This window comes from Halomonas sp. Y3 (assembly GCF_024137965.1).
Taxonomy (GTDB): domain Bacteria; phylum Pseudomonadota; class Gammaproteobacteria; order Pseudomonadales; family Halomonadaceae; genus Halomonas; species Halomonas mongoliensis.
The window spans coordinates 3,700,593-3,718,883 of record NZ_CP099975.1; the positions used below are offsets into that span (position 1 = coordinate 3,700,593).

Genomic DNA, 18,291 nt, shown 5'->3' on the forward strand with positions numbered 1-18,291 from the left:
CCGGTGATGGCCCCGCCGGCGTTCGGCAGGAGGCAGCGGAGTGGCCGAAAGGTGCGCAGAGCGGCGATACAAATTGGTAAAACCAAATTACCGAAATGGAGAAAGCCACATTATGGAGAGGCTCGCACAGTGTCAAATCGCGGCGAGGAATTTACCGCCCAATACCCCTATACTTTGGTATTAGCCAACAAAAACCCCAGATAAATCGCTGATATAAAATCAATTTTTCACGCCATTGCTGCATTGCACTGAAGCGGGAAGCACGCCATTATTGGTAATACCAATTAAGCGACTCGAAGACCTTCCAGGGAGCACCGATGGTTTATCAACCTGTTCGCCAACCACGCCTTGCCGATGTGATCACCGAGCGCCTCGAGGCGATGATCCTCGAGGGCAGCCTCAAGCCCGGGCAGCGCCTGCCCCCCGAGCGCGAGCTGGCCGAGCAGTTCGGGGTCTCCCGGCCCTCCCTGCGCGAGGCGATCCAGAAGCTGTCGGCGCGCAACCTCCTGGTGAGCCGTCAGGGGGGCGGCACCTTTATCTCGGAGGCGCTGACCAGCGGCTATAGCGACCCCATCCTGGAGATGCTCTCTCGCCACGGAGAGTTCCACCTGGACCTGCTGGAGTTCCGCGACGCCATGGAAGGCCTCTCCGCCTACTATGCGGCGCTGCGCTCAACGCCCACCGACAGGGCGCTGCTGATCAAGCGCTTCGAGGAGCTCGACGCCTGCTTCCAGGGCAAGGACCCGGCCCGGGAGGCCAAGGCCGACGCCGCCTTCCACCTGGCCATCGCCGAGGCCGCCCACAACGTCCTGCTGCTGCACACCATTCGGGGCATCTTCCACCTGCTGGAGAGGAGCATCGTCGACAACCTGGCCCACCTGTTCGAGAAGGAAGAGGCTCGCGGCCAGCTGATGACCCAGCACCGCGCTCTGCTGGACGCCATCCTCGAGGGGCGCGCCGAGGACGCCCGGGACCGGGCCCACGAGCACCTGGTCTACGTGGAGGAGGGCCTGCTGGAGCTGGCCCGCGCCGAGACCCGCGCCCAGCGTGCCCTGCGGCGCGCCCAGGCAATGCCGGCACCGCGCCGGGAAGCCGCCTCGTGAGGGTAGCGCCCAGCTGGCGAACCCTGCTGCTGCTGGCAGCCCCCCTGGGGCTGGCCCTGGTCATGTGGCAGTCCGCCCTGGTGGCCCGTGACCAGGCCCTGCAGACCCTGCAGCAGGACGCCGAGAACGAGCTACGCCTCTCCGCGGCGGGGCTGACCGGCCACCTCTCACGTCACGACTACCTGCCGCGGCTGCTCGCCTCCCGGGAGGGGGTCCAGCGCTTTCTCTCCTCGCCACATGCCCAGGACGCCATGCCGCTCAACCTGCTGCTGGACCGCTTCCGGGCCACCGCCGACGTCTCAGACGTCTACCTGCTCGACCGCCACGCCGACACCCTGGCCGCCAGCAACTGGCACCGCCCCAACACCTTCATCGGCCAGAACTATGCCTTCCGCAGCTACTACACCGACGCCATCGCCGGGGGCCAGGGGCGCTTCTACGGCCTGGGCGTGCAGTCCCTGGAGCGCGGCTACTACTTCTCGTCGCCGGTCTGGCTCGATGACACCCAGCCCGACTCCAGCCCCGACGGGGTCATGGTGGTCAAGGTGCTGCTCGACGCCGTGGAGGAGAGCTGGGCCGACCAGGACGCCGAGCTGCTGGTCACCGACGAGGACGACATCATCTTCATGGCCAGCCGGGCGGAGCTGCGCATGACCTCCCTCCACCCCCTCTCCGAGGAGGAGCGTCAGGCGCTGCTGGCCACCCGCCGCTATGCCGACGAGCCGCTGACCCACTCCGGCGTCGAGGTGCTCGAGCACCGCGGCGCATACAGCCGCTTGGTTCGCTTCACTGATGGCCCCCTGGCCGGCCCCCGCTACCTCAGCGTCACCCGTCCCATGACCGAGTTCGGCTGGCAGATGCATATCCTCAAGCCGCTGAACCCGGTGCTGCAGGCCCAGTGGGTCTCGGCCCTGCTGGCCGGCGGCCTCTACGGCATCGTGCTGCTGGGCGGCGGCATCGGCTGGCAGCGCCTGCGCCTGCGCCGGGAGCGCGAGCAGTTCGCCGAACGCGAGCGCCAGACCCTGGCACGGGCCAGGGACGAGCTGGAACGCAGCGTTGCCCACCGGACGCGCGACCTGGTGGAGACCAACCGCCGGCTATCCGGCGAGATCGAGGAGCGCAAGCGCGCCGAGGAGAGCCTGCGCCAGACCCGCGACGAGCTGATCCAGGCCGCCAAGCTGGCGATGCTCGGACAGCTCGCCGCCGGCATCAACCACGAGCTCAACCAGCCCCTGGCCGCCATCCGCGCCTATGCGGAGAACGCTCGCACCTTCCTGGCGCGCCAGCGCCTGGAGAGCGCCGACCTCAACCTCGAGCAGATCGTCGAGCTGACCGCCCGGATGTCGGAGATCAGCGCCCAGCTGCGCCAGTTCTCGCGCAAGAGCGGCGAAACCCTCACCGCGGTCTCCCCCGAGGCCTGCTTCGACTATGCCCTGCGCCTCTTCCAGGCTCGGCTGCGGGAAACCGGCGTGGAGGTGGTCCGCCGCTGGCCCGAGCAGGCCGTCTGGGTACGCGCCGACCTGGTCCGCCTCGAACAGGTACTCGTCAACCTGATCGGCAACGCCCTCCAGGCCATGGCCGGCACCGCCGCCCCGCGCCTGGAGCTCACCATCGACACCCAGGGCGATCAGGTCGTGATGAGCGTGGCCGACAGCGGGCCCGGCATCCCCATCGAGCACCTGGGCCAGATCTTCGAACCCTTCTTCACCACCAAGCCCACCGGCAAGGGCCTCGGACTCGGCCTGTCGATCTCCTCGCGCATCATCGATGACCTGGGCGGCAGCCTGACCGCCGCCAACTGCCCCGAAGGGGGAGCCCGCTTCACCATCCGCCTGCCCCGACACGCCATCCCATCCCCCGGCGGAGCCACCACCCACCAGGAGACTCTTCCCCATGCATGATCCGGCGGCTATCCCGGTGATGATCATCGACGATGAACCCCACCTGCGGATCACCGCCGGCCAGACCCTGGAGCTGGCCGGCTACGCACCCGCGCCCTACTCCGGCGCCGAAGAGGCGCTCGCCGCCCTGGCCCCGGACTTTCCCGGCGTGGTGGTCAGCGATATCCGCATGCCCGGCATGGACGGCATGGCGCTGCTGCGCGAGGTGCGCCAGCGGGATCCCGACCTGCCGGTGATCCTGATTACCGGTCACGGCGACATCTCCACGGCGGTGGAGGCGATGCGCGAAGGCGCCTGGGACTTCCTCGAGAAGCCCTTCGCCGCCGAGCGCCTGGTGGAGGTAGTGCGGCGCGGCGTCGAGAAACGCCGCCTGAGCCTGGAGAACCGCGCGCTCAAGGCCGAGCTGGAGGCCCAGCAGTCAGCCCTCGGCCCGCGGCTGGTGGGGCGCACCCCGGCCATCCAGCGCCTCGCCGCCATGGTGCAGCGCATCAGTCAGGTGGATGCCGACGTGCTGCTCTACGGCGAAACCGGCGCCGGCAAGGACCTGGTCGCCCGAGCCATCCACGAACGCAGCCAGCGCGCCAGCCACCCCTTCGTGGCCATCAACTGCGGCGCGGTGCCCGAGAGCACCATCGAGTCGGAGCTGTTCGGCCACGAGAAGGGCGCCTTCACCGGCGCCGTGGAGCGGCGCATCGGCAAGTTCGAGCACGCCAGCGGCGGCACGGTGTTCCTGGACGAGATCGAGTCGATGCCCCTGTCACTGCAGGTCAAGCTGCTGCGGGTACTGCAGGAGCGCAGCGTGGAGCGACTGGGCGCCAATGTGCCGATTCCCCTGGATATTCGCGTGATCGCCGCCACCAAGGTGGACCTCAAGGCCGCCGCCGAGGCCGGGGAATTCCGCGAGGATCTCTACTACCGGCTCAACGTGGTCACCCTGCCCATTCCGCCCCTGCGCGAGCGCCGCGAGGACATTCCACTGCTCTTCCAGCACTTTGCAGTGGTCGCCGCCAACCGCAGCGGCCTGGAAGCGCCGCCCCTGGACGCCGCCGGCATCAGCGCCCTGCTGGCCCACGACTGGCCGGGCAACGTTCGCGAGCTGCGCAACCTGGCGGAGCGCTACGTGCTGCTGGGCGCCGCCTTCGACTACCGCCTGGAGGCGCTGCTGGAGGGCGCCGAGAGCGAGGCCGGCGAGCTTCCGCTACCCCAGCAGGTGGAGCTGTTCGAGAAGAGCCTGATCGACCAGGCGCTGGCGCGCCATCGCGGCCGGGTCACCGAAGTGGCCGAGGGGCTGGGCCTGCCGCGCAAGACCCTCTACGACAAGCTGAAGAAGTACGGCCTCAAGGCCGAGGACTACCGCCAGAGCGCCGCGCCCTGAGCCAGCAGGCTCCACAGCGGCGCCAGCGGAGGCAGCCAGGGCAGAAGGTTGACCGCCGCCAGCAGCATCACCAGAGAGTTGCCCGGGGAGCGCCAGTCGAAGGGCTTGAGGGCCGTGCCGAAGGAGCGTTTGATGCGCGCCCCGGTGAGGTCGACGCTGTAGAGCTCATCCAGCGCCAGATGGATCACGAAGCCCAGGGTCACCGCCACCCCGTGGGCCCAGGCCAGGGTATCGGGCTGGGCAAACAGCCGATGGCTGAGCGCTGCAGTCACCAGGCCACAGAGCCCGGCCGCCAGCAGCGAGTGCCAGAGGCCGCGGTGCACGGTAAAGCGCGAGAACAGCCTTGCGCCCAGATAGCGAACGCCGAGATAGATGGCGCCGCAGGCTAGCAGCAGGCCACCGGTATCGAGCCGCCCCTGCAGCAGCAGGGCTCCGGCCACCACCGCCGGCACCGCCAGCAGGTTGAAGATCAGCCGGATGGCCTTGGAACGGTCGGCGTCGATATCGGGCAGGATGCCCCCGAAGGTCACCAGCGCCAGCACCGGCAGGGCCTCCCAGGCCGTCCACAGGCCCGCCTGCCAGCCGCCATGGGCGGCCACGGCGCCGCCGGCGGCGGCCACGCCAAGATGGGTGCGAAAATCGGCCATGCCGGGGCGAGCCCTCGATGAACTGCAGAAATGCGTACTGGATAAATCGCCAGATTATCACCGCCTCGGCATGGGGAAACAATGGCTTAGGAAATTATTCCTTCATTGCCACCGAGTCGTCACCCCTGGGCCTGACCCAGGTATTCATCCTTGAGCCTGACATAGTTGCCGGCGGTATAGGGGAAGAAGGCGCGCTCCTTCTCCTTGAGGGGACGCAGCGCCTTGGCCGGATTGCCGGCATAGACGTAGCCGCTCTCCAGGCGCTTGCCCGGGGTCACCACCGCGCCGGCGGCGATGATCACCTCGTCCTCCACCACGGCGCCGTCCATGACGATAGCCCCCATGCCCACCAGGATGCGGCTGCCCAGGGTCGCACCGTGCAGGATCGCCTTGTGGCCGATGGTGACGTCGTCGCCGATGGTCAGGGGGAAGCCGCCGGGATTGAAGTCGCTGGCGTGGGTGATATGCAGCACGCAGCCATCCTGCACGCTGGTACGCGCGCCGATGCGGATGCGGTGCATGTCGCCGCGCACCACCGCCATGGGCCACACCGAGCTGTCATCCCCAAGCTCCACATCGCCCAGCACCAGGCTGGCCGGATCGATATAGACCCGCGCACCGAGCCGGGGAGTGGTGTCCTTCCAGGGGCGAATCGCCGTTGTCGCGCTCATCGTGAAATCCTCGTGTCGGTTCAGAACAGGCCGGCCACCAATACTACCAGCGTCAGGGGAATGGCGACCCAGCGCACCAGGCCGCGCCAGACGGCGAAGGCGCCGGGCGTCACGCCGAGCGCCCGGCGGGCCGCCTCCTCGGACATCACCCAGGCGGCGAAGATGGCGATCAGCAGCCCCCCCAGCGGCAGGAAGATCTCCGGCGGGATGGTGCTGACCAGCTCGAAGGCGTTCATGCCGAACAGCGGTCGCCACTCGGCCAGGGTCGAGAAGGAGAGCACGCTGAGCAGCCCCACCAGCCAGACCGCCAGGCCCACCAGGGCCGCCGCCGGGCCGCGGGCGAGCCCCAGTCCCTGCAGGGTCGCCACCATGGGTTCGGCCAGGTTGATCGAGGAGGTCCAGGTGGCCAGCAGCAGCAGCAGGAAGAAGACGCTGAGCCAGAGCGCCCCCCAGGGCAGCTGGGCGAAGGCGACGGGCAGGGTGACAAACATCAGCCCCGGCCCCTCGCCCGGGTCCATGCCCTGGGCGAAGACCACCGAGAAGATGGCGATGCCGGCCAGCAGCGCCACCGAGACATCCAGCACCGCCACGGCGCCGGCGGCACGGGGCAGGCTCTGACGGTCCGGCATGTAGGCGCCGTAGGCCATCAGCGCGCAGGCCCCCACCGCCAGGGTAAAGAAGGCGTGGCCCATGGCGTGCATCACCACCAGCGGCGTCACCGCCGAGAAGTCGGGCATGAAGAGCCAGGCCAGGGCCGGACCGAAGCCCTCGGTGGTGGCGGCGTAGCCGGCCAGCAGCAGCAGCAGCACGTAGAGCAGCGGCATCAGCAGGTTGTTGAGCCGCTCCAGCCCCTTGGCCACGCCGGCGGCCACCACCAGCATGGTCATGGCCAGGAAGAGGGTATGGTTGAAGGTCATGCGTCCCGGGTCGGCCAGGAAGGCATCGAAGCCGGCCCCGATCTCGGCGGCCGAGGCCCCCACGAAACCGCCGTTGATGGAGGTGACCAGGAACTCGATGGACCAGCCCGATACCACCGAGTAGAAGGAGAGGATGCAGAACACCGTGAAGGCCCCGAACAGCCCCAGGAGCCGCCAGTGGCGGCTGGCGCCGACCTCGGCCGCCAGGTGGCCCAGGGACGCCACCGGGCTGCGCCGGCCGGCGCGCCCCACCATGATCTCGGCCATCATCACCGGCAGCCCCAGCAGCAGCACGAAGGCAATATAGAGCAGCAGGAAGGCCGCTCCGCCGTTCTCGCCGGTGATATAGGGGAAGCGCCAGATGTTGCCCAGCCCCACCGCGGCACCGGTTACCGCCAGGATAAAGGCGCGCCGCGTGCTCCAGCGCTCCAGGGTCTCGCTCATCGTCTGCCCTCCCGCCGGGCCATCATGAAAGGCGGCAAGCCTAGCAGGCCGGCTCCTGCCGGCCAAACGTACGCATTGAAACCCGGGCCCGGCGCCCGCATCTAAGCCTCATTACACTCCCCCGACCCCCGAGGTGCGCATGTCCCGCAACCCGCTGCTCGAATCCCATGAGCTCCCCCCCTTCCACGAGATCCACGCCGACCAGGTGGTACCGGCCGTGGAGGAGCTGCTGGCCGAGAACCGCCGCGCCATCGAGGCGCTGGTCGAGCAGGCGAGCCGCGAGGCACCCAGCTGGGCGAGCCTGGCCGCCCCCCTGGAGTCCCTCAACGACCGCCTCTCCCGGGCCTGGTCGCCGGTCTCCCACCTCAACGGCACCATGAACAGCCCCGAGCTACGCGAGGCCTATCAGGCCTGCCTGGGCAAGCTCTCCGAGTACAGCACCTGGCTCGGCCAGCATGAGGGGCTGTTCCGCGCCTGGCAGGCCCTCAAGGAGGGGCCGGCCTGGGCCGAGCTCGACGCGGGACAGCGCCGCACGGTGGAGAACACCCTGCGCGACTTCCGCCTGGCCGGGGTAGACCTGCCCGCCGAGCAGAAGCAGCGCTACGGCGAGATCAAGGCGCGCCTCTCGGAGCTCGGCAATACCTTCTCCAACCAGCTGCTCGACGCCACCCAGGCCTGGCACCTGGACCTCGCCGACGAGAGCCGCCTGGCCGGCCTGCCGGAGAGCGCCCTTGCCGCCCTGCGCGCCAACGCCGAGGCCAAGGGCCAGGCCGGCTATCGGATCACCCTGGACTTCCCGAGCTTCTTCCCGGTGATGAGCTACGCCGACGACCGCGAGCTGCGCCGTGAGGTCTATACCGCCTTCGTGACCCGGGCCTCCGATCAGGGCCCCCACGCCGGAGAGTACGACAACGCCCCGATCATGGAGGAGACCCTGGCCCTGCGCCGGGAGCTCGCCGAGCTGCTCGGCTTTGCCACCTATGCCGACCTGTCGCTGGCCACCAAGATGGCCGAGTCGCCCGCTCAGGTGCTCGACTTCCTCGAGGACCTGGCCCGCCGCGCCGTGCCCCAGGCGAAGGAGGAGTTCGCCGAGCTCGAGGCCTACGCCCGGGAGGAGCTGGGCATGGCCGAGCTCGCCCCCTGGGACGTGGGCTACGCCAGCGAGAAGCTGCGCGAGGCGCGCCACGCCATCTCCCAGGAGCAGCTGCGCCCCTACTTCCCCGCCCCCCGGGTGGTGGATGGTCTCTTCCAGGTGGTGGAGCGGCTCTTCGGCGTCACCTTCGAGGAGGACAACGAGGCGCCCCGCTACCACAAGGATGTGCGTTTCTTCCGCATCCTGGAGGGCGGTACTCCCATCGCCGGCTTCTACCTGGATCTCTACGCCCGGGAGGGCAAGCGCGGCGGCGCCTGGATGGACGAGTGCCGGGTTCGCCGCCTGGAGGGCGACAGCCTCCAGCTGCCGGTGGCCTACCTGACCTGCAACTTCACCCGCCCGGTAGGCGACAAGCCCGCGCTGCTCACCCATGACGAGGTCACCACCCTCTTCCACGAGTTCGGGCACGGCCTGCACCATATGCTGACCCGGCAGACGGTGGCGGACATCTCCGGCATCAACGGCGTGGCCTGGGACGCCGTGGAGCTCCCCAGCCAGTTCATGGAGAACTACTGCTGGGAGCGCGAGGGCCTCGACCTGATTGCCGGCCACGTGGAGAGCGGCGAGCCGCTACCCGCCGAGCTGCTGGAGAAGCTCCAGGCGGCCAAGAACTTCCAGTCCGCCATGGGCATGGTGCGCCAGCTGGAATTCTCGATCTTCGACCTGCGCCTGCACCACGAGCTCGAGGCCCCCGCGGCCGATGAGGTCCAGGGGCTGCTCGACGAGGTGCGCAGTCGCGTCTCGGTGGTGCCCCGCGCCCCCTTCAACCGCTTCCAGAACGGCTTCAGCCATATCTTTGCCGGCGGCTATGCCGCGGGCTACTACAGTTACAAGTGGGCCGAGGTGCTCTCCGCCGACGCCTGGAGCGCCTTCGAGGAAGCGGGTATCTTCGACCCCGAGACCGGCCGCCGCTTCCGCACCGAGATCCTCGAGCAGGGCGGCGCCCGGGATGCCGCCGAGCTGTTCCGCGCCTTCCGCGGCCGCGAGCCCAGCGTCGAACCGCTGCTGCGCCACAGCGGCATCCGGGCGGCCTGAACCGTCCCCCCTGCCGCCGAGCCGGCCTCGGCGGCATCGCCTTCCCTTCACCCCTGGAGACAACATGGCCGTAGCCAAACGCTTTATTGCCGGCGCCATCTGCCCGCGCTGCGCGGAGATGGACCGCATCCGCAGCTGGGAACAGCACGGCATCCGCTACCGTGAGTGCGTCAGCTGCGACTTCTTCGAGCAGCTGCCCATCGAGGACGAGACACTTCCCGAGCTGACCACCCGCGTCAACCAGGCGCGCGAGGAGCAGAGCCAGGAGGACTTCCAGCCGGTGAAGATCCTCGACCCCAAGGGACACTGACGTGAATCGCCAGGGAGTGGCAGAGGCGCTGCTGTCGCGGCGCCACCACCTGGAGGCGCTGGGGCTTGCCGCCGCCGCCGCCCTGCTGCTGGCGCGCATGGACCTGGCCACCCTGGCCGCCGGGCTCGGCCTCTTCCTGTGGGGCATGACCCACCTGAGTGACGCCATCAAGCGCCTCTCGGGCGGCACCCTGAACCGCTGGCTCCACGCGGCCACCCGTCATCCCCTGCGCGCCATCGGCGTCGGCGCCACCGCCACGGCGCTGGTGCAGTCCAGCTCCCTGGTCACCCTGCTCTCGCTCTCCTTCGTCGGTGCGGGCCTCGTCGCCCTGCCCGGCGCCATCGCCCTGCTGTTTGGCGCCAACCTCGGGACCACCACCGGCGCCTGGCTGATCTCCGGCTTCGGCCTGCGCTTCGACCTCGCCCACTTCGCCATGCCCTTCCTGGCCCTGGGGCTGCTGGGCTCGCGAGTGCTCAAGGATGGCCGCGCCGCGGCGGCCGGCGTGCTGCTGGGCATCGGCCTGCTGTTTCTCGGCATCGACTTCATGAAGCTCGGCTTCGAGGCGTGGCAGGACGGCCTCTCCCTGGACGGCCTGGCCGGCGGCAGCATCTGGCACTGGCCGCTGTTCGTACTCTTCGGCATCGTCGCCACGGTAGTGATGCAGTCGAGCCACGCCACCCTGCTGATTACCCTGGCGGCTCTGGCCGGCGGACAGCTGCCCTACCTGCCGGCCCTGGCCATCGCCATCGGTGCCAATATCGGCACCACCGTCACCGCGGTGCTGGGGGCGCTGGGCGCCGGGGCGGCGGCAAGGCGCCTGGCCGGCGCCCACGTGGTGTTCAACCTGGTCACCGCCGCCGTGGCCCTGGCGCTGCTGGTGCCGCTGGCCTGGCTGGTGGATGAGCTGGCCGAGCTGATCGGCCTCGCCGCGGACGCCTGGCCGCTCAAGCTGGCGCTCTTCCACACCCTGTTCAACCTGCTGGGCATCGCCCTGATGCTGCCGCTGATTCCGCGGCTCGCCGCACGGCTGGAGCGCGCCTTCCCCGAGCCTGCGCGCATCCCGCCCGCCCAGGCACGCTACCTGAACAGCACCGCCCTGGAGCACGCCGACACGGCACTTGCCGCCATGGAGCAGGAGTGTCAGCGCCTCAACCGGCGCGCCTACCACCTGCTCTGCTCGGCGATCCTGATGCCCAGCGCCGACGTCATCGGCCACCCGCCCAGCCGGGAGGCGGTCAAGGCGCGCATCGACCCCAGCGCCTGGCCAAAGGTCAACGCCCGCTATCACGAGCAGATCAAGCCGCTGATGGCGGAGATCCTCGACTTCTATGCCCGACTCGACATGCCCCTCACCGACGCCCAGCAGGCGCGGCTCGCCACCCTCTATTCGCGCACCCTGCGCATGGTGGAGGCGGTACGCTTCGGCGAGGTGCTGCAGCGCAGCCTGATGCGCCATGCCGCCCCGGCCAGCCCCCTGCGCGAGGCCCATGACGATATCCGCCTGGCCCTGGCCCGGGGCCTCAACCGCCTGGCCGTCGCACCGGAGTCGGCGGATGTCACCTCGCCCATCGACGAGGTGCGCGAGCAGTGGCAGCAGGCCCTGGCCGAGCGGCTGCGTCAGCACCGCCTGGACCCCTGGCTCGCCTCCTCGCTGATGAACGATCTGCATCAGGCGACGCGCCTGATGGGAGCCCTGACGCCCGCCTGACCCTCGTGCGGATTTCCGCACACGGTCACCCCCGCCGGCGTGCGGTGATCCGCCACCGGCGACCCGCCGCCTCTTCGACCAAGGTCTCAAAGCGCCAGCGCAATTGATTGAAATCATGGCTTTTGATGGCGTCTGGCCCGACCCTTGCCATGTACAGCGTTGAATCGCCTTCTCGCTCGGCGGCGGCAGGCTCCAGGGGAGCTGCCAGACTGTGCAGGCAACTGCACGGGCCCACCGACCGGGGGCACCATCCAACAATCACATGTCTCGGAGTCACGCCATGCGTCACCTCTCCACCAAGCTTCTCGCCGGCACCGTCGCCGGTTCCCTGCTGGTCGCCGCAGCCGCCGCCCAGGCCGACCGCAGCGACTGGCCCTCCAACTTCACCGTGGGCACCGCCAGTCAGGGCGGCACCTACTACGTCTACGGCTCCGGCTGGGCCAACCTGGTAGCCGACGAGCTGGGCCTCTCCGGCGGCGGCGAGGTGACCGGCGGTCCGACCCAGAACCTGGCACTGGTGCATACCGGCGACCTGGCCTTCGGCCTGACCACCATGGGCCCCGCCGCCGATGCGGTGAAGGGCGAGAGTCCGCTGGCTCCCGGCATCCCCATGGACAACGTCTGCGCGCTCTTCCCGATGTACGAGACCCCGTTCTCCATCACCGCCCTGCGCAGCTCCGGCATCGAGTCGATCTCCGATATCCCGGACGGCGCCCGCATCGGCTTCGGCCCTGCGGCCTCCACCTCCGACACCTACTTCCCGGCCATCCTCGAGGAGCTCGGCGTCGACTTCCAGCGCCGCAACGGCGGCTGGTCCGACCTGGGCGGCCAGCTTCAGGACGGCCTGCTGGACGTCATCGCCTTCGCCGCCGGCATCCCGATCCCGGCGGTCAGCCAGCTCGAGGTGCAGACCAACGTCAACATCATCGAGTTCACCGAGGAGGAGCAGGCCACGGTGCTGGAGAACTTCCCGGTCTCCGAGTTCTGGATTCCCGCCAGCACCTACAGCACCCTGGAAGAGGATGCCCGGGCGGTCTCCATGTGGAACTTCGCCATCTCCCGCTGCGACCTGCCGGAGGACTTCATCTACGAAGTCACCAAGGCGACCATGGAGAACAACGACAAGATGCGTAACGTACACCGCTCCGCCGAGACCACCATCCCGGAGAATATCGTGCACAACACCGTGCTGCCCTTCCATCCGGGTGCGGCGCGCTGGTACCAGGAGAACGGCTACGAGATCGACGAGTCGCTGATCAACTAAGCCCTTCCGCTGGCACACCTCGCCCCGCCCCGGCAGCGCCGGCGCGGGGCTTGTCGTCCCCAAGCCGTCTACCCCACCCAAGGGTGAATGTCCCATGAATCACACCCCCGACCCGCACAAGGGCTCCGAGGATGCCGCCCCGCACGTCCCCGACACCGTTGCCGAGGGCGTCGACGAGGAGATCGTCGAGTCAAACCGCCGCCTCTACGTCGGCTGGCAGTGGCTGCTCTTCGGCGCCCTGGCCATCATCTACGCCACCTTCCACCTGGTCTCCCTCAACGTCTACCCGATGGAGACCTGGTCGTTTCGCATCGTGCATATCGCCGGCGCCCTGATCCTCGGCTTCGCCCTCTACACCGGCACCCGCTTCGCCGGCGAGGCCAGCGTCAGGCAGTCGCCGCCCTGGCTGGGCTGGATCAGCTACGCGCTGCTGATTCCTGCCGGCTACGCGCTCTTCCAGGTCTGGCGCATGAACCAGATGATCGCGGGCGGCGCCATGCGCATCGACCCGGCTATCGAGGCCTGGCACTTCGGCTACCCGCTGATCTTCGCCGTCAGCGCCGCCATCCTGCTCTCCTGGACCTATCGCCAGGTGCGCCAGAAGCTATCGCCCCCCGACCTGGTGCTGATGGTCGGCGCCCTGGCCGTGGCCGGCTACCTGATCCTGATCTTCGGCACCCCGCTGCGCGCCTCCACCGGTACCGCCTTCGCCCCCATCGGCATCTCCTATGCGGCACTGGCCGGCTCGCTGCTGATCCTCGAGCTGACCCGCCGCGTGGCCGGCATGGCCCTGGTGGTGATCTCCGCCATCTTCCTGGCCTACGTCTGGGCAGGCCCCTACCTGCCGGGCTTCCTGGGCTATCCGGGGCTCTCCTTCAACCGCTTCTTCAGCCAGCTCTATACCGATACCGGCATCCTCGGCCCGACCACCGCGGTCTCCTCGACCTACATCATCCTCTTCATCATCTTCGCAGCCTTCCTGCAGGCCTCCAAGGTGGGCGACTACTTCGTCAACTTCGCCTTCGCCGCGGCCGGCCGCGCCCGGGGCGGCCCCGCCAAGGTCTCCATCTTCGCCTCGGGCCTGATGGGCATGATCAACGGCACCAGCGCCGGCAACGTGGTCTCCACCGGCTCCCTGACCATCCCGCTGATGAAAAAGGTGGGCTACCCGGGCCGCAGCGCCGGTGCCATCGAGGCCGCCGCCTCCACCGGCGGGCAGATCATGCCGCCGATCATGGGCGCCGGCGCCTTCATCATGGCCGAGATCACCGGCATCCCCTATACCGAGATCGCCATGGCGGCGATCATCCCCGCCATCCTCTACTTCCTCTCGGTCTACTGCATGGTGGACTTCGAGGCGGCCCGCAAGGGCATGCGCGGCATGCGCAAGGACGAGATCCCGCTCTTCTCGAAGCTGGCCAAGCAGGTCTATCTCTTCGCCCCCATCATCATCCTGATCGCCGCGCTGTTCATGGGCTACTCGGTGATCCGCGCCGGCACCCTGGCCACCGCCTCCGCCGCCGTGGTGAGCTGGCTCTCTCCCAACAGGATGGGCATCCGCGAGATCCTCAAGGCGCTGCAGCTGGCCGGCACCATGTCGATCCAGATCATCGCCGTCTGCGCCTGCGCGGGCATCATCGTCGGCGTGATCTCGCTGACCGGCGTGGGCGCGCGCTTCTCCTCCCTGCTGCTGGGTCTGGCCGGGGTCAGCCAGCTGCTGGCGCTGTTCTTCGCCATGTGCATCTCGATCCTGCTGGGCATGGGCATGCCGACGACCGCCGCCTATGCGGTAGCCGCCTCGGTGGTGGCCCCCGGCCTGATCAATATCGGCATCCAGCCGCTGGTGGCGCACTTCTTCGTGTTCTACTTCGCGGTGGTCTCGGCGATCACCCCGCCAGTGGCCCTGGCCTCCTATGCCGCGGCGGGCATCTCCGGCGACAACGCCATGGCCACCTCCGTGACCTCCTTCAAGGTCGGCCTGGCCGCCTTCATCGTGCCCTTCATGTTCTTCTACAGCCCGGCCATGCTGATGGAGGGCACCTGGCCGCAGATCCTGCGGGTCGGCGTCACCGCCACTCTGGGGATCGTGCTGCTGGCGGGCACCGTCCAGGCCTGGTTCTTCGGGCCGGTGAAGCTGTGGCAGCGCCTGGTGATGTTCGTGGGCGCCATGTTCATGATCTACGGCGGCATCTACACCGACGTGGCCGGCCTGGCCATCGGCGCCGCCCTGTTCATGATGCAGCGCAAGCTGCACGGCGGCGGCGGCTCGCCCCAGGCAGCCACCAGCAGCGGCTGACCGGCAAGGGCCTGCCCGGCGGGCCCTCTTCCCGGGCCGCGGTCGCCCCAACGCGCGAGGCCCCGCCATTGGCGGGGCCTCGCGCATTTATCGTGTCTCGTCCTCGGCGTAGGCGGTGACTCCCGGCCGCGCCCTCTCAACCAACAATGTTATCCAGAACCTTTAGGGTCGGGGCGGCCTGGTTCAGGGTGTAGAAGTGCAGCCCCGGGGCGCCGCCGTCGAGCAGACGCTGGCAGAGGCGCGAGATCACCTCCTCGCCGAAGGCCGCGATGGCCTCGCTGTCGTCGCCATAGGCCTCGAGCTGCTTGCGGATCCAGCGCGGAATCTCGGCTCCGCAGGCGTCGGAGAAGCGCGCCAGCTTGGTGTAGTTGGTGATCGGCATGATGCCCGGCACGATGGGCGCCTCGACGCCCAGGGCGCGCGCCCGCTCCACGAAGTGGAAGTAGGCGTCGGCATTGAAGAAGTACTGGGTGATGGCGAGGTTGGCGCCGGCCTTCATCTTGCGGGCAAAGTTCTCGACATCGCGGTCGAAGCTCGGCGCCTGGGGATGCGACTCCGGATAGGCGGCCACGGCGATCTCGAAGTGATCCCCGCTCTCCTCGCGAATGAACTCGACCAGCTCGTTGGCGTAGCGCAGCTCGCCGATGCCGCCCATGCCCGAGGGCAGGTCGCCGCGCAGGGCCACCAGGCTGTTGATCCCCTCCTCGCGATAGCGTGCCAGGAGCTCCCGCAGCTGCCCCTTTTCGCTGCCGATGCAGGAGAGGTGGGGCGCCGTGGTAATGCCCGAATCACGCACCTGACGCACCGTGTTCAGGGTGCGATCCTGGGTGGAGCCGCCGGCCCCGTAGGTCACCGAAAAGAAGCGCGGCCCGCGCTCCGCCAGGGCATCGCGCACCTTGACCAGCTTCTCCCGGCCGGCATCGGTGTTGGGCGGGAAGAACTCGAAGCTGATACCCAGCGGATGTTCCTGCGTGCTCATCGGATGACCTCATGAAAACGTTGCATAATGGTGCCATTGTGACCGCTGCATGTTCGGGGCTCCAATGAAAGATTCGCGGCCCCATCATCAATCTTCTTCAAGTTCGGAGATTCCATGACCGTCCTCGACCCGGCGACCCTGATGGGCCCGCTCTGGACCCTGCTGGCCTATATCGCCCTGGGCTGGCTGGCCGCCCGGCGGCTGGCCATCGACCCGCGCCCCATCGCCACCCTGCTGATCTATCTGGTCGCACCGCTCACCTTCTTCCGCGGGCTGGTCCAGGGCGGCCCCACGCCGGACTATCTGCTGCTGACCCTGGCCGCCTTCCTGGTTTCCAGCCTGCTGGCCCTGGCCGTGCACCGCCTGACGCGGCACCGCTTCCCCCCCCAGGAGAGCGCCCTGCTCGCCTTCTCCGCCGGCACCGGCAACACCGGCTACTTCGGCCTGCCGGTGGCCATGGTGCTGCTGCCGCCGGAGGGCGTGACCCTCTACCTCTTCTGCGTGCTGGGCATCACCCTCTACGAGTTCACGGTGGGCTTCTACCTCTCCGCCCGGGGGCAGTTCTCGGTGGCCGACAGCCTGACCAAGATCGTGCGGCTACCGCTGGTCTACGCCTTCCTGGCGGCGCTGGTGGTCAGCGGCCTGGACCTGACAGTGCCGGAGGCCGCCATGCAGGGCCTGGCGGTCTTTCCCGCCACCTATACGCTGCTCGGCATGATGATCATCGGCATGACCCTGGGGCGGGTCTCGCTGCGCGAGATCGACGGCCGCTTCATGGCCGCCTGCGTGGCGGTGCGCAGCGTGATGTGGCCGCTGCTGGCCCTGGGCAGCGTGCTGGCCCTGCAGTCCCTGGTGCCGCTCTCCCGGGAGATGGCCATGGCGCTTTTGCTGCTGGGGGTGGTGCCCATGGCCGCCAACGTGGTGGTGGTGGCCATGGAGCTCGGCATCGCCCCGGCCAAGGGGGCGCTCGCCGTGCTGGCCACCACCCTGGCCGCCCCGCTGCTGATCCCGCTCTACCTGACGCTGATGATGCGGCTGGCGGGACTGTGATCAATAGCGGTAGCTGTCGGGCTTGTAGGGGCCGTCGGCGGGCACGCCGGTGTAGGCCTCCTGGGCCTCGGTCAGGCGAGTGATCACCCCGCCGAAGCCCTCCACCATGTAGCGGGCCACCTCCTCGTCCAGATGGCGGGGCAGCACCCTGACCGCCAGCGCCTCGCGCTTCTCTTCCGCGGGCAGCTCGGCGAAGCGCCCCTGGTAGAGGTGCATCTGCGCCAGCACCTGGTTGGCGAAGGAGCCGTCCATCACCCGTGACGGGTGGCCGGTGGCATTGCCCAGGTTCACCAGCCGCCCCTCGGCGAGCAGGATCAGATAGTCGCGGCTCTCGGGGTCGAAGTGGCCCGGCCGGCTGTCCCGGTAGACCTTGTGCACCTGGGGCTTGACCTCCTCCCAGTGCCACTGGCGACGCAGGAAAGCGGTATCGATCTCGCTGTCGAAGTGGCCGATATTGCACACCACGGCCCCCGGCTTGAGGGCCTCGAGCATGGCCGCATCGCAGGCGTCGATATTGCCGGTGGCGGTCACCACCAGGTCGATTCTCTGCAGCAGCCCGCGGTCGACGCTCTCGGCGCCGCGATTGAGGCCGCCAACGTAGGGCGAGGCCACCTCGAAGCCGTCCATGCAGGCCTGCATGGCGCAGATCGGGTCGATCTCGGCCACCTTGACGATCATCCCCTCCTGGCGCAGCGACGCCGCCGAGCCCTTGCCCACGTCGCCGTAGCCCACCACCAGCGCCTGCTTGCCGGCCAGCAGATGGTCGGTGGCGCGTTTGATGGCATCGCTCAGGGAGTGGCGACAGCCGTACTTGTTGTCGTTCTTCGACTTGGTCACGGCGTCGTTGACGTTGATGGCGGGCACCCTAAGCAGGCCATCGCGCAACATCTCCTGCAGGCGATGCACCCCGGTGGTGGTCTCCTCGCTGATGCCGTGGATGGCGTCGAGCCGCTCCGGATACTTGTCGTGCAGGAGCGCGGTAAGGTCGCCGCCGTCGTCGAGCACCAGGTTGGGGGTCCAGCCGTCGGGCCCCTCGACGGTCTGCTCGATGCACCACCAGAACTCCGCCTCGCTCTCGCCCTTCCAGGCGAACACCGGGATGCCGGCGGCCGCGACAGCCGCGGCGGCATGGTCCTGGGTGGAGAAGATGTTGCACGACGACCAGCGCACGCTGGCGCCCAGATCGACGAGCGTCTCGATCAGCACCGCGGTCTGGATGGTCATGTGGATGCAGCCGGCGATGCGCGCCCCCGCCAGGGGCCGAGCGTCGCGATACCTGGCGCGGATCGCCATCAGGGCGGGCATCTCGGTCTCGGCGATGCGAATTTCGCGGCGGCCCCACTCGGCCAGGGCGAGGTCCGCCACCTTGAAGTCCTGACGGGTGGGGGGAGTCACGGCGGGCTGGGTCATGGGTCACCTCTTCCAGGGAGCAGGGTGA

14 protein-coding genes are annotated in these 18,291 nt (G+C 68.8%); 9 read left to right on the forward strand and 5 right to left on the reverse strand.

Going from position 1 to position 18,291, the window contains the following annotated elements; genetic code table 11:
• Nucleotides 1–317 precede the first annotated feature (317 nt).
• The 3 genes from NHL60_RS17580 to NHL60_RS17590 are packed head-to-tail and all read left to right on the forward strand — an operon-like array spanning nucleotide 318 to nucleotide 4,379.
• Nucleotides 318–1,103 (forward strand): GntR family transcriptional regulator, encoded by a 786-nt coding sequence (locus tag NHL60_RS17580; protein ID WP_253446430.1) that lies wholly within the window; start codon nucleotides 318–320, stop codon nucleotides 1,101–1,103.
• Entirely contained in the window at nucleotides 1,100–3,004 is a 1,905-nt protein-coding gene (locus tag NHL60_RS17585) for an ATP-binding protein (RefSeq protein ID WP_253446432.1), read from the forward strand. Before NHL60_RS17580 ends, NHL60_RS17585 begins: the two co-directional genes overlap by 4 nt.
• A complete protein-coding gene (locus NHL60_RS17590) occupies nucleotides 2,997–4,379 on the forward strand; it encodes a sigma-54 dependent transcriptional regulator (protein ID WP_253446435.1) in 1,383 nt (460 codons plus the stop codon). The genes NHL60_RS17585 and NHL60_RS17590 overlap by 8 nt, the downstream gene beginning before the upstream one ends.
• On the opposite strand, the gene NHL60_RS17595 is transcribed toward NHL60_RS17590, so the two are convergent.
• The 3 genes from NHL60_RS17595 to NHL60_RS17605 all read right to left on the reverse strand — a co-directional run bounded on the left by NHL60_RS17595 (nucleotide 4,355) and on the right by NHL60_RS17605 (nucleotide 7,058).
• Nucleotides 4,355–5,026 carry a metal-dependent hydrolase gene (locus tag NHL60_RS17595; RefSeq protein WP_253446437.1) on the reverse strand — a complete coding sequence of 224 codons (672 nt, stop codon included), beginning with the start codon at nucleotides 5,024–5,026 and terminating at the stop codon, nucleotides 4,355–4,357. The genes NHL60_RS17590 and NHL60_RS17595 overlap by 25 nt on opposite strands.
• Nucleotides 5,027–5,145: 119 nt before the next feature.
• Nucleotides 5,146–5,697, reverse strand: a complete 552-nt coding sequence (locus tag NHL60_RS17600; protein WP_253446440.1) for a gamma carbonic anhydrase family protein — start codon at nucleotides 5,695–5,697, stop codon at nucleotides 5,146–5,148.
• Nucleotides 5,698–5,717: 20 nt separating this feature from the next.
• On the reverse strand, nucleotides 5,718–7,058 hold the full coding sequence (locus NHL60_RS17605; protein WP_253446443.1) for a sodium-dependent transporter: 1,341 nt from the start codon (nucleotides 7,056–7,058) through the stop codon (nucleotides 5,718–5,720).
• Between the two features lie 139 nt (nucleotides 7,059–7,197).
• Here NHL60_RS17605 and prlC point away from each other — a divergent pair, with 139 nt between their 5' ends.
• From prlC to NHL60_RS17630, 5 genes are all read left to right on the forward strand, one after another.
• Nucleotides 7,198–9,246 carry an oligopeptidase A gene (prlC, locus tag NHL60_RS17610; protein ID WP_253446446.1) on the forward strand — a complete coding sequence of 683 codons (2,049 nt, stop codon included), beginning with the start codon at nucleotides 7,198–7,200 and terminating at the stop codon, nucleotides 9,244–9,246.
• Nucleotides 9,247–9,310: 64 nt separating this feature from the next.
• The gene (locus NHL60_RS17615; protein ID WP_253446449.1) at nucleotides 9,311–9,556 is read left to right on the forward strand and encodes a YheV family putative zinc ribbon protein; all 246 of its coding nucleotides are present in this window, start codon (nucleotides 9,311–9,313) and stop codon (nucleotides 9,554–9,556) included.
• 1 nt (nucleotide 9,557) lies between these two features.
• Nucleotides 9,558–11,264, forward strand: coding sequence for a Na/Pi cotransporter family protein (locus NHL60_RS17620; protein WP_253446452.1), 1,707 nt, complete (start codon nucleotides 9,558–9,560; stop codon nucleotides 11,262–11,264).
• A gap of 280 nt (nucleotides 11,265–11,544) precedes the next feature.
• Nucleotides 11,545–12,528: a TAXI family TRAP transporter solute-binding subunit gene (locus tag NHL60_RS17625; RefSeq protein WP_253446455.1), complete on the forward strand. Its 984-nt coding sequence runs from the start codon at nucleotides 11,545–11,547 to the stop codon at nucleotides 12,526–12,528.
• A 94-nt stretch (nucleotides 12,529–12,622) separates the two neighbouring features.
• Nucleotides 12,623–14,824: a TRAP transporter fused permease subunit gene (locus tag NHL60_RS17630; protein ID WP_253446459.1), complete on the forward strand. Its 2,202-nt coding sequence runs from the start codon at nucleotides 12,623–12,625 to the stop codon at nucleotides 14,822–14,824.
• Nucleotides 14,825–14,960: 136 nt separating this feature from the next.
• Here NHL60_RS17630 and metF read toward each other — a convergent pair whose 3' ends face one another.
• Nucleotides 14,961–15,803 carry a methylenetetrahydrofolate reductase [NAD(P)H] gene (gene metF / locus NHL60_RS17635; RefSeq protein ID WP_253446462.1) on the reverse strand — a complete coding sequence of 281 codons (843 nt, stop codon included), beginning with the start codon at nucleotides 15,801–15,803 and terminating at the stop codon, nucleotides 14,961–14,963.
• Between the two features lie 114 nt (nucleotides 15,804–15,917).
• Between metF and NHL60_RS17640 the strand changes: the two genes are divergently transcribed.
• On the forward strand, nucleotides 15,918–16,853 hold the full coding sequence (locus NHL60_RS17640; RefSeq protein ID WP_253446465.1) for an AEC family transporter: 936 nt from the start codon (nucleotides 15,918–15,920) through the stop codon (nucleotides 16,851–16,853).
• Here NHL60_RS17640 and ahcY read toward each other — a convergent pair whose 3' ends face one another.
• Nucleotides 16,854–18,263 carry an adenosylhomocysteinase gene (gene ahcY, locus NHL60_RS17645; RefSeq protein ID WP_253446468.1) on the reverse strand — a complete coding sequence of 470 codons (1,410 nt, stop codon included), beginning with the start codon at nucleotides 18,261–18,263 and terminating at the stop codon, nucleotides 16,854–16,856.
• Nucleotides 18,264–18,291 lie beyond the last annotated feature (28 nt).

Bases quoted from the DNA above. Each gene is read 5' to 3' on its own strand.
- NHL60_RS17580 (WP_253446430.1), top strand. From the start codon at position 318: ATGGTTTATCAACCTGTTCGCCAACCACGCCTTGCCGATGTGATCACC.
- NHL60_RS17590 (WP_253446435.1), top strand. From the start codon at position 2,997: ATGCATGATCCGGCGGCTATCCCGGTGATGATCATCGACGATGAACCC.
- NHL60_RS17595 (WP_253446437.1), bottom strand. From the start codon at position 5,026: ATGGCCGATTTTCGCACCCATCTTGGCGTGGCCGCCGCCGGCGGCGCC.
- NHL60_RS17600 (WP_253446440.1), bottom strand. From the start codon at position 5,697: ATGAGCGCGACAACGGCGATTCGCCCCTGGAAGGACACCACTCCCCGG.
- NHL60_RS17605 (WP_253446443.1), bottom strand. From the start codon at position 7,058: ATGAGCGAGACCCTGGAGCGCTGGAGCACGCGGCGCGCCTTTATCCTG.
- prlC (WP_253446446.1), top strand. From the start codon at position 7,198: ATGTCCCGCAACCCGCTGCTCGAATCCCATGAGCTCCCCCCCTTCCAC.
- NHL60_RS17615 (WP_253446449.1), top strand. From the start codon at position 9,311: ATGGCCGTAGCCAAACGCTTTATTGCCGGCGCCATCTGCCCGCGCTGC.
- NHL60_RS17625 (WP_253446455.1), top strand. From the start codon at position 11,545: ATGCGTCACCTCTCCACCAAGCTTCTCGCCGGCACCGTCGCCGGTTCC.
- NHL60_RS17630 (WP_253446459.1), top strand. From the start codon at position 12,623: ATGAATCACACCCCCGACCCGCACAAGGGCTCCGAGGATGCCGCCCCG.
- metF (WP_253446462.1), bottom strand. From the start codon at position 15,803: ATGAGCACGCAGGAACATCCGCTGGGTATCAGCTTCGAGTTCTTCCCG.
- NHL60_RS17640 (WP_253446465.1), top strand. From the start codon at position 15,918: ATGACCGTCCTCGACCCGGCGACCCTGATGGGCCCGCTCTGGACCCTG.
- ahcY (WP_253446468.1), bottom strand. From the start codon at position 18,263: ATGACCCAGCCCGCCGTGACTCCCCCCACCCGTCAGGACTTCAAGGTG.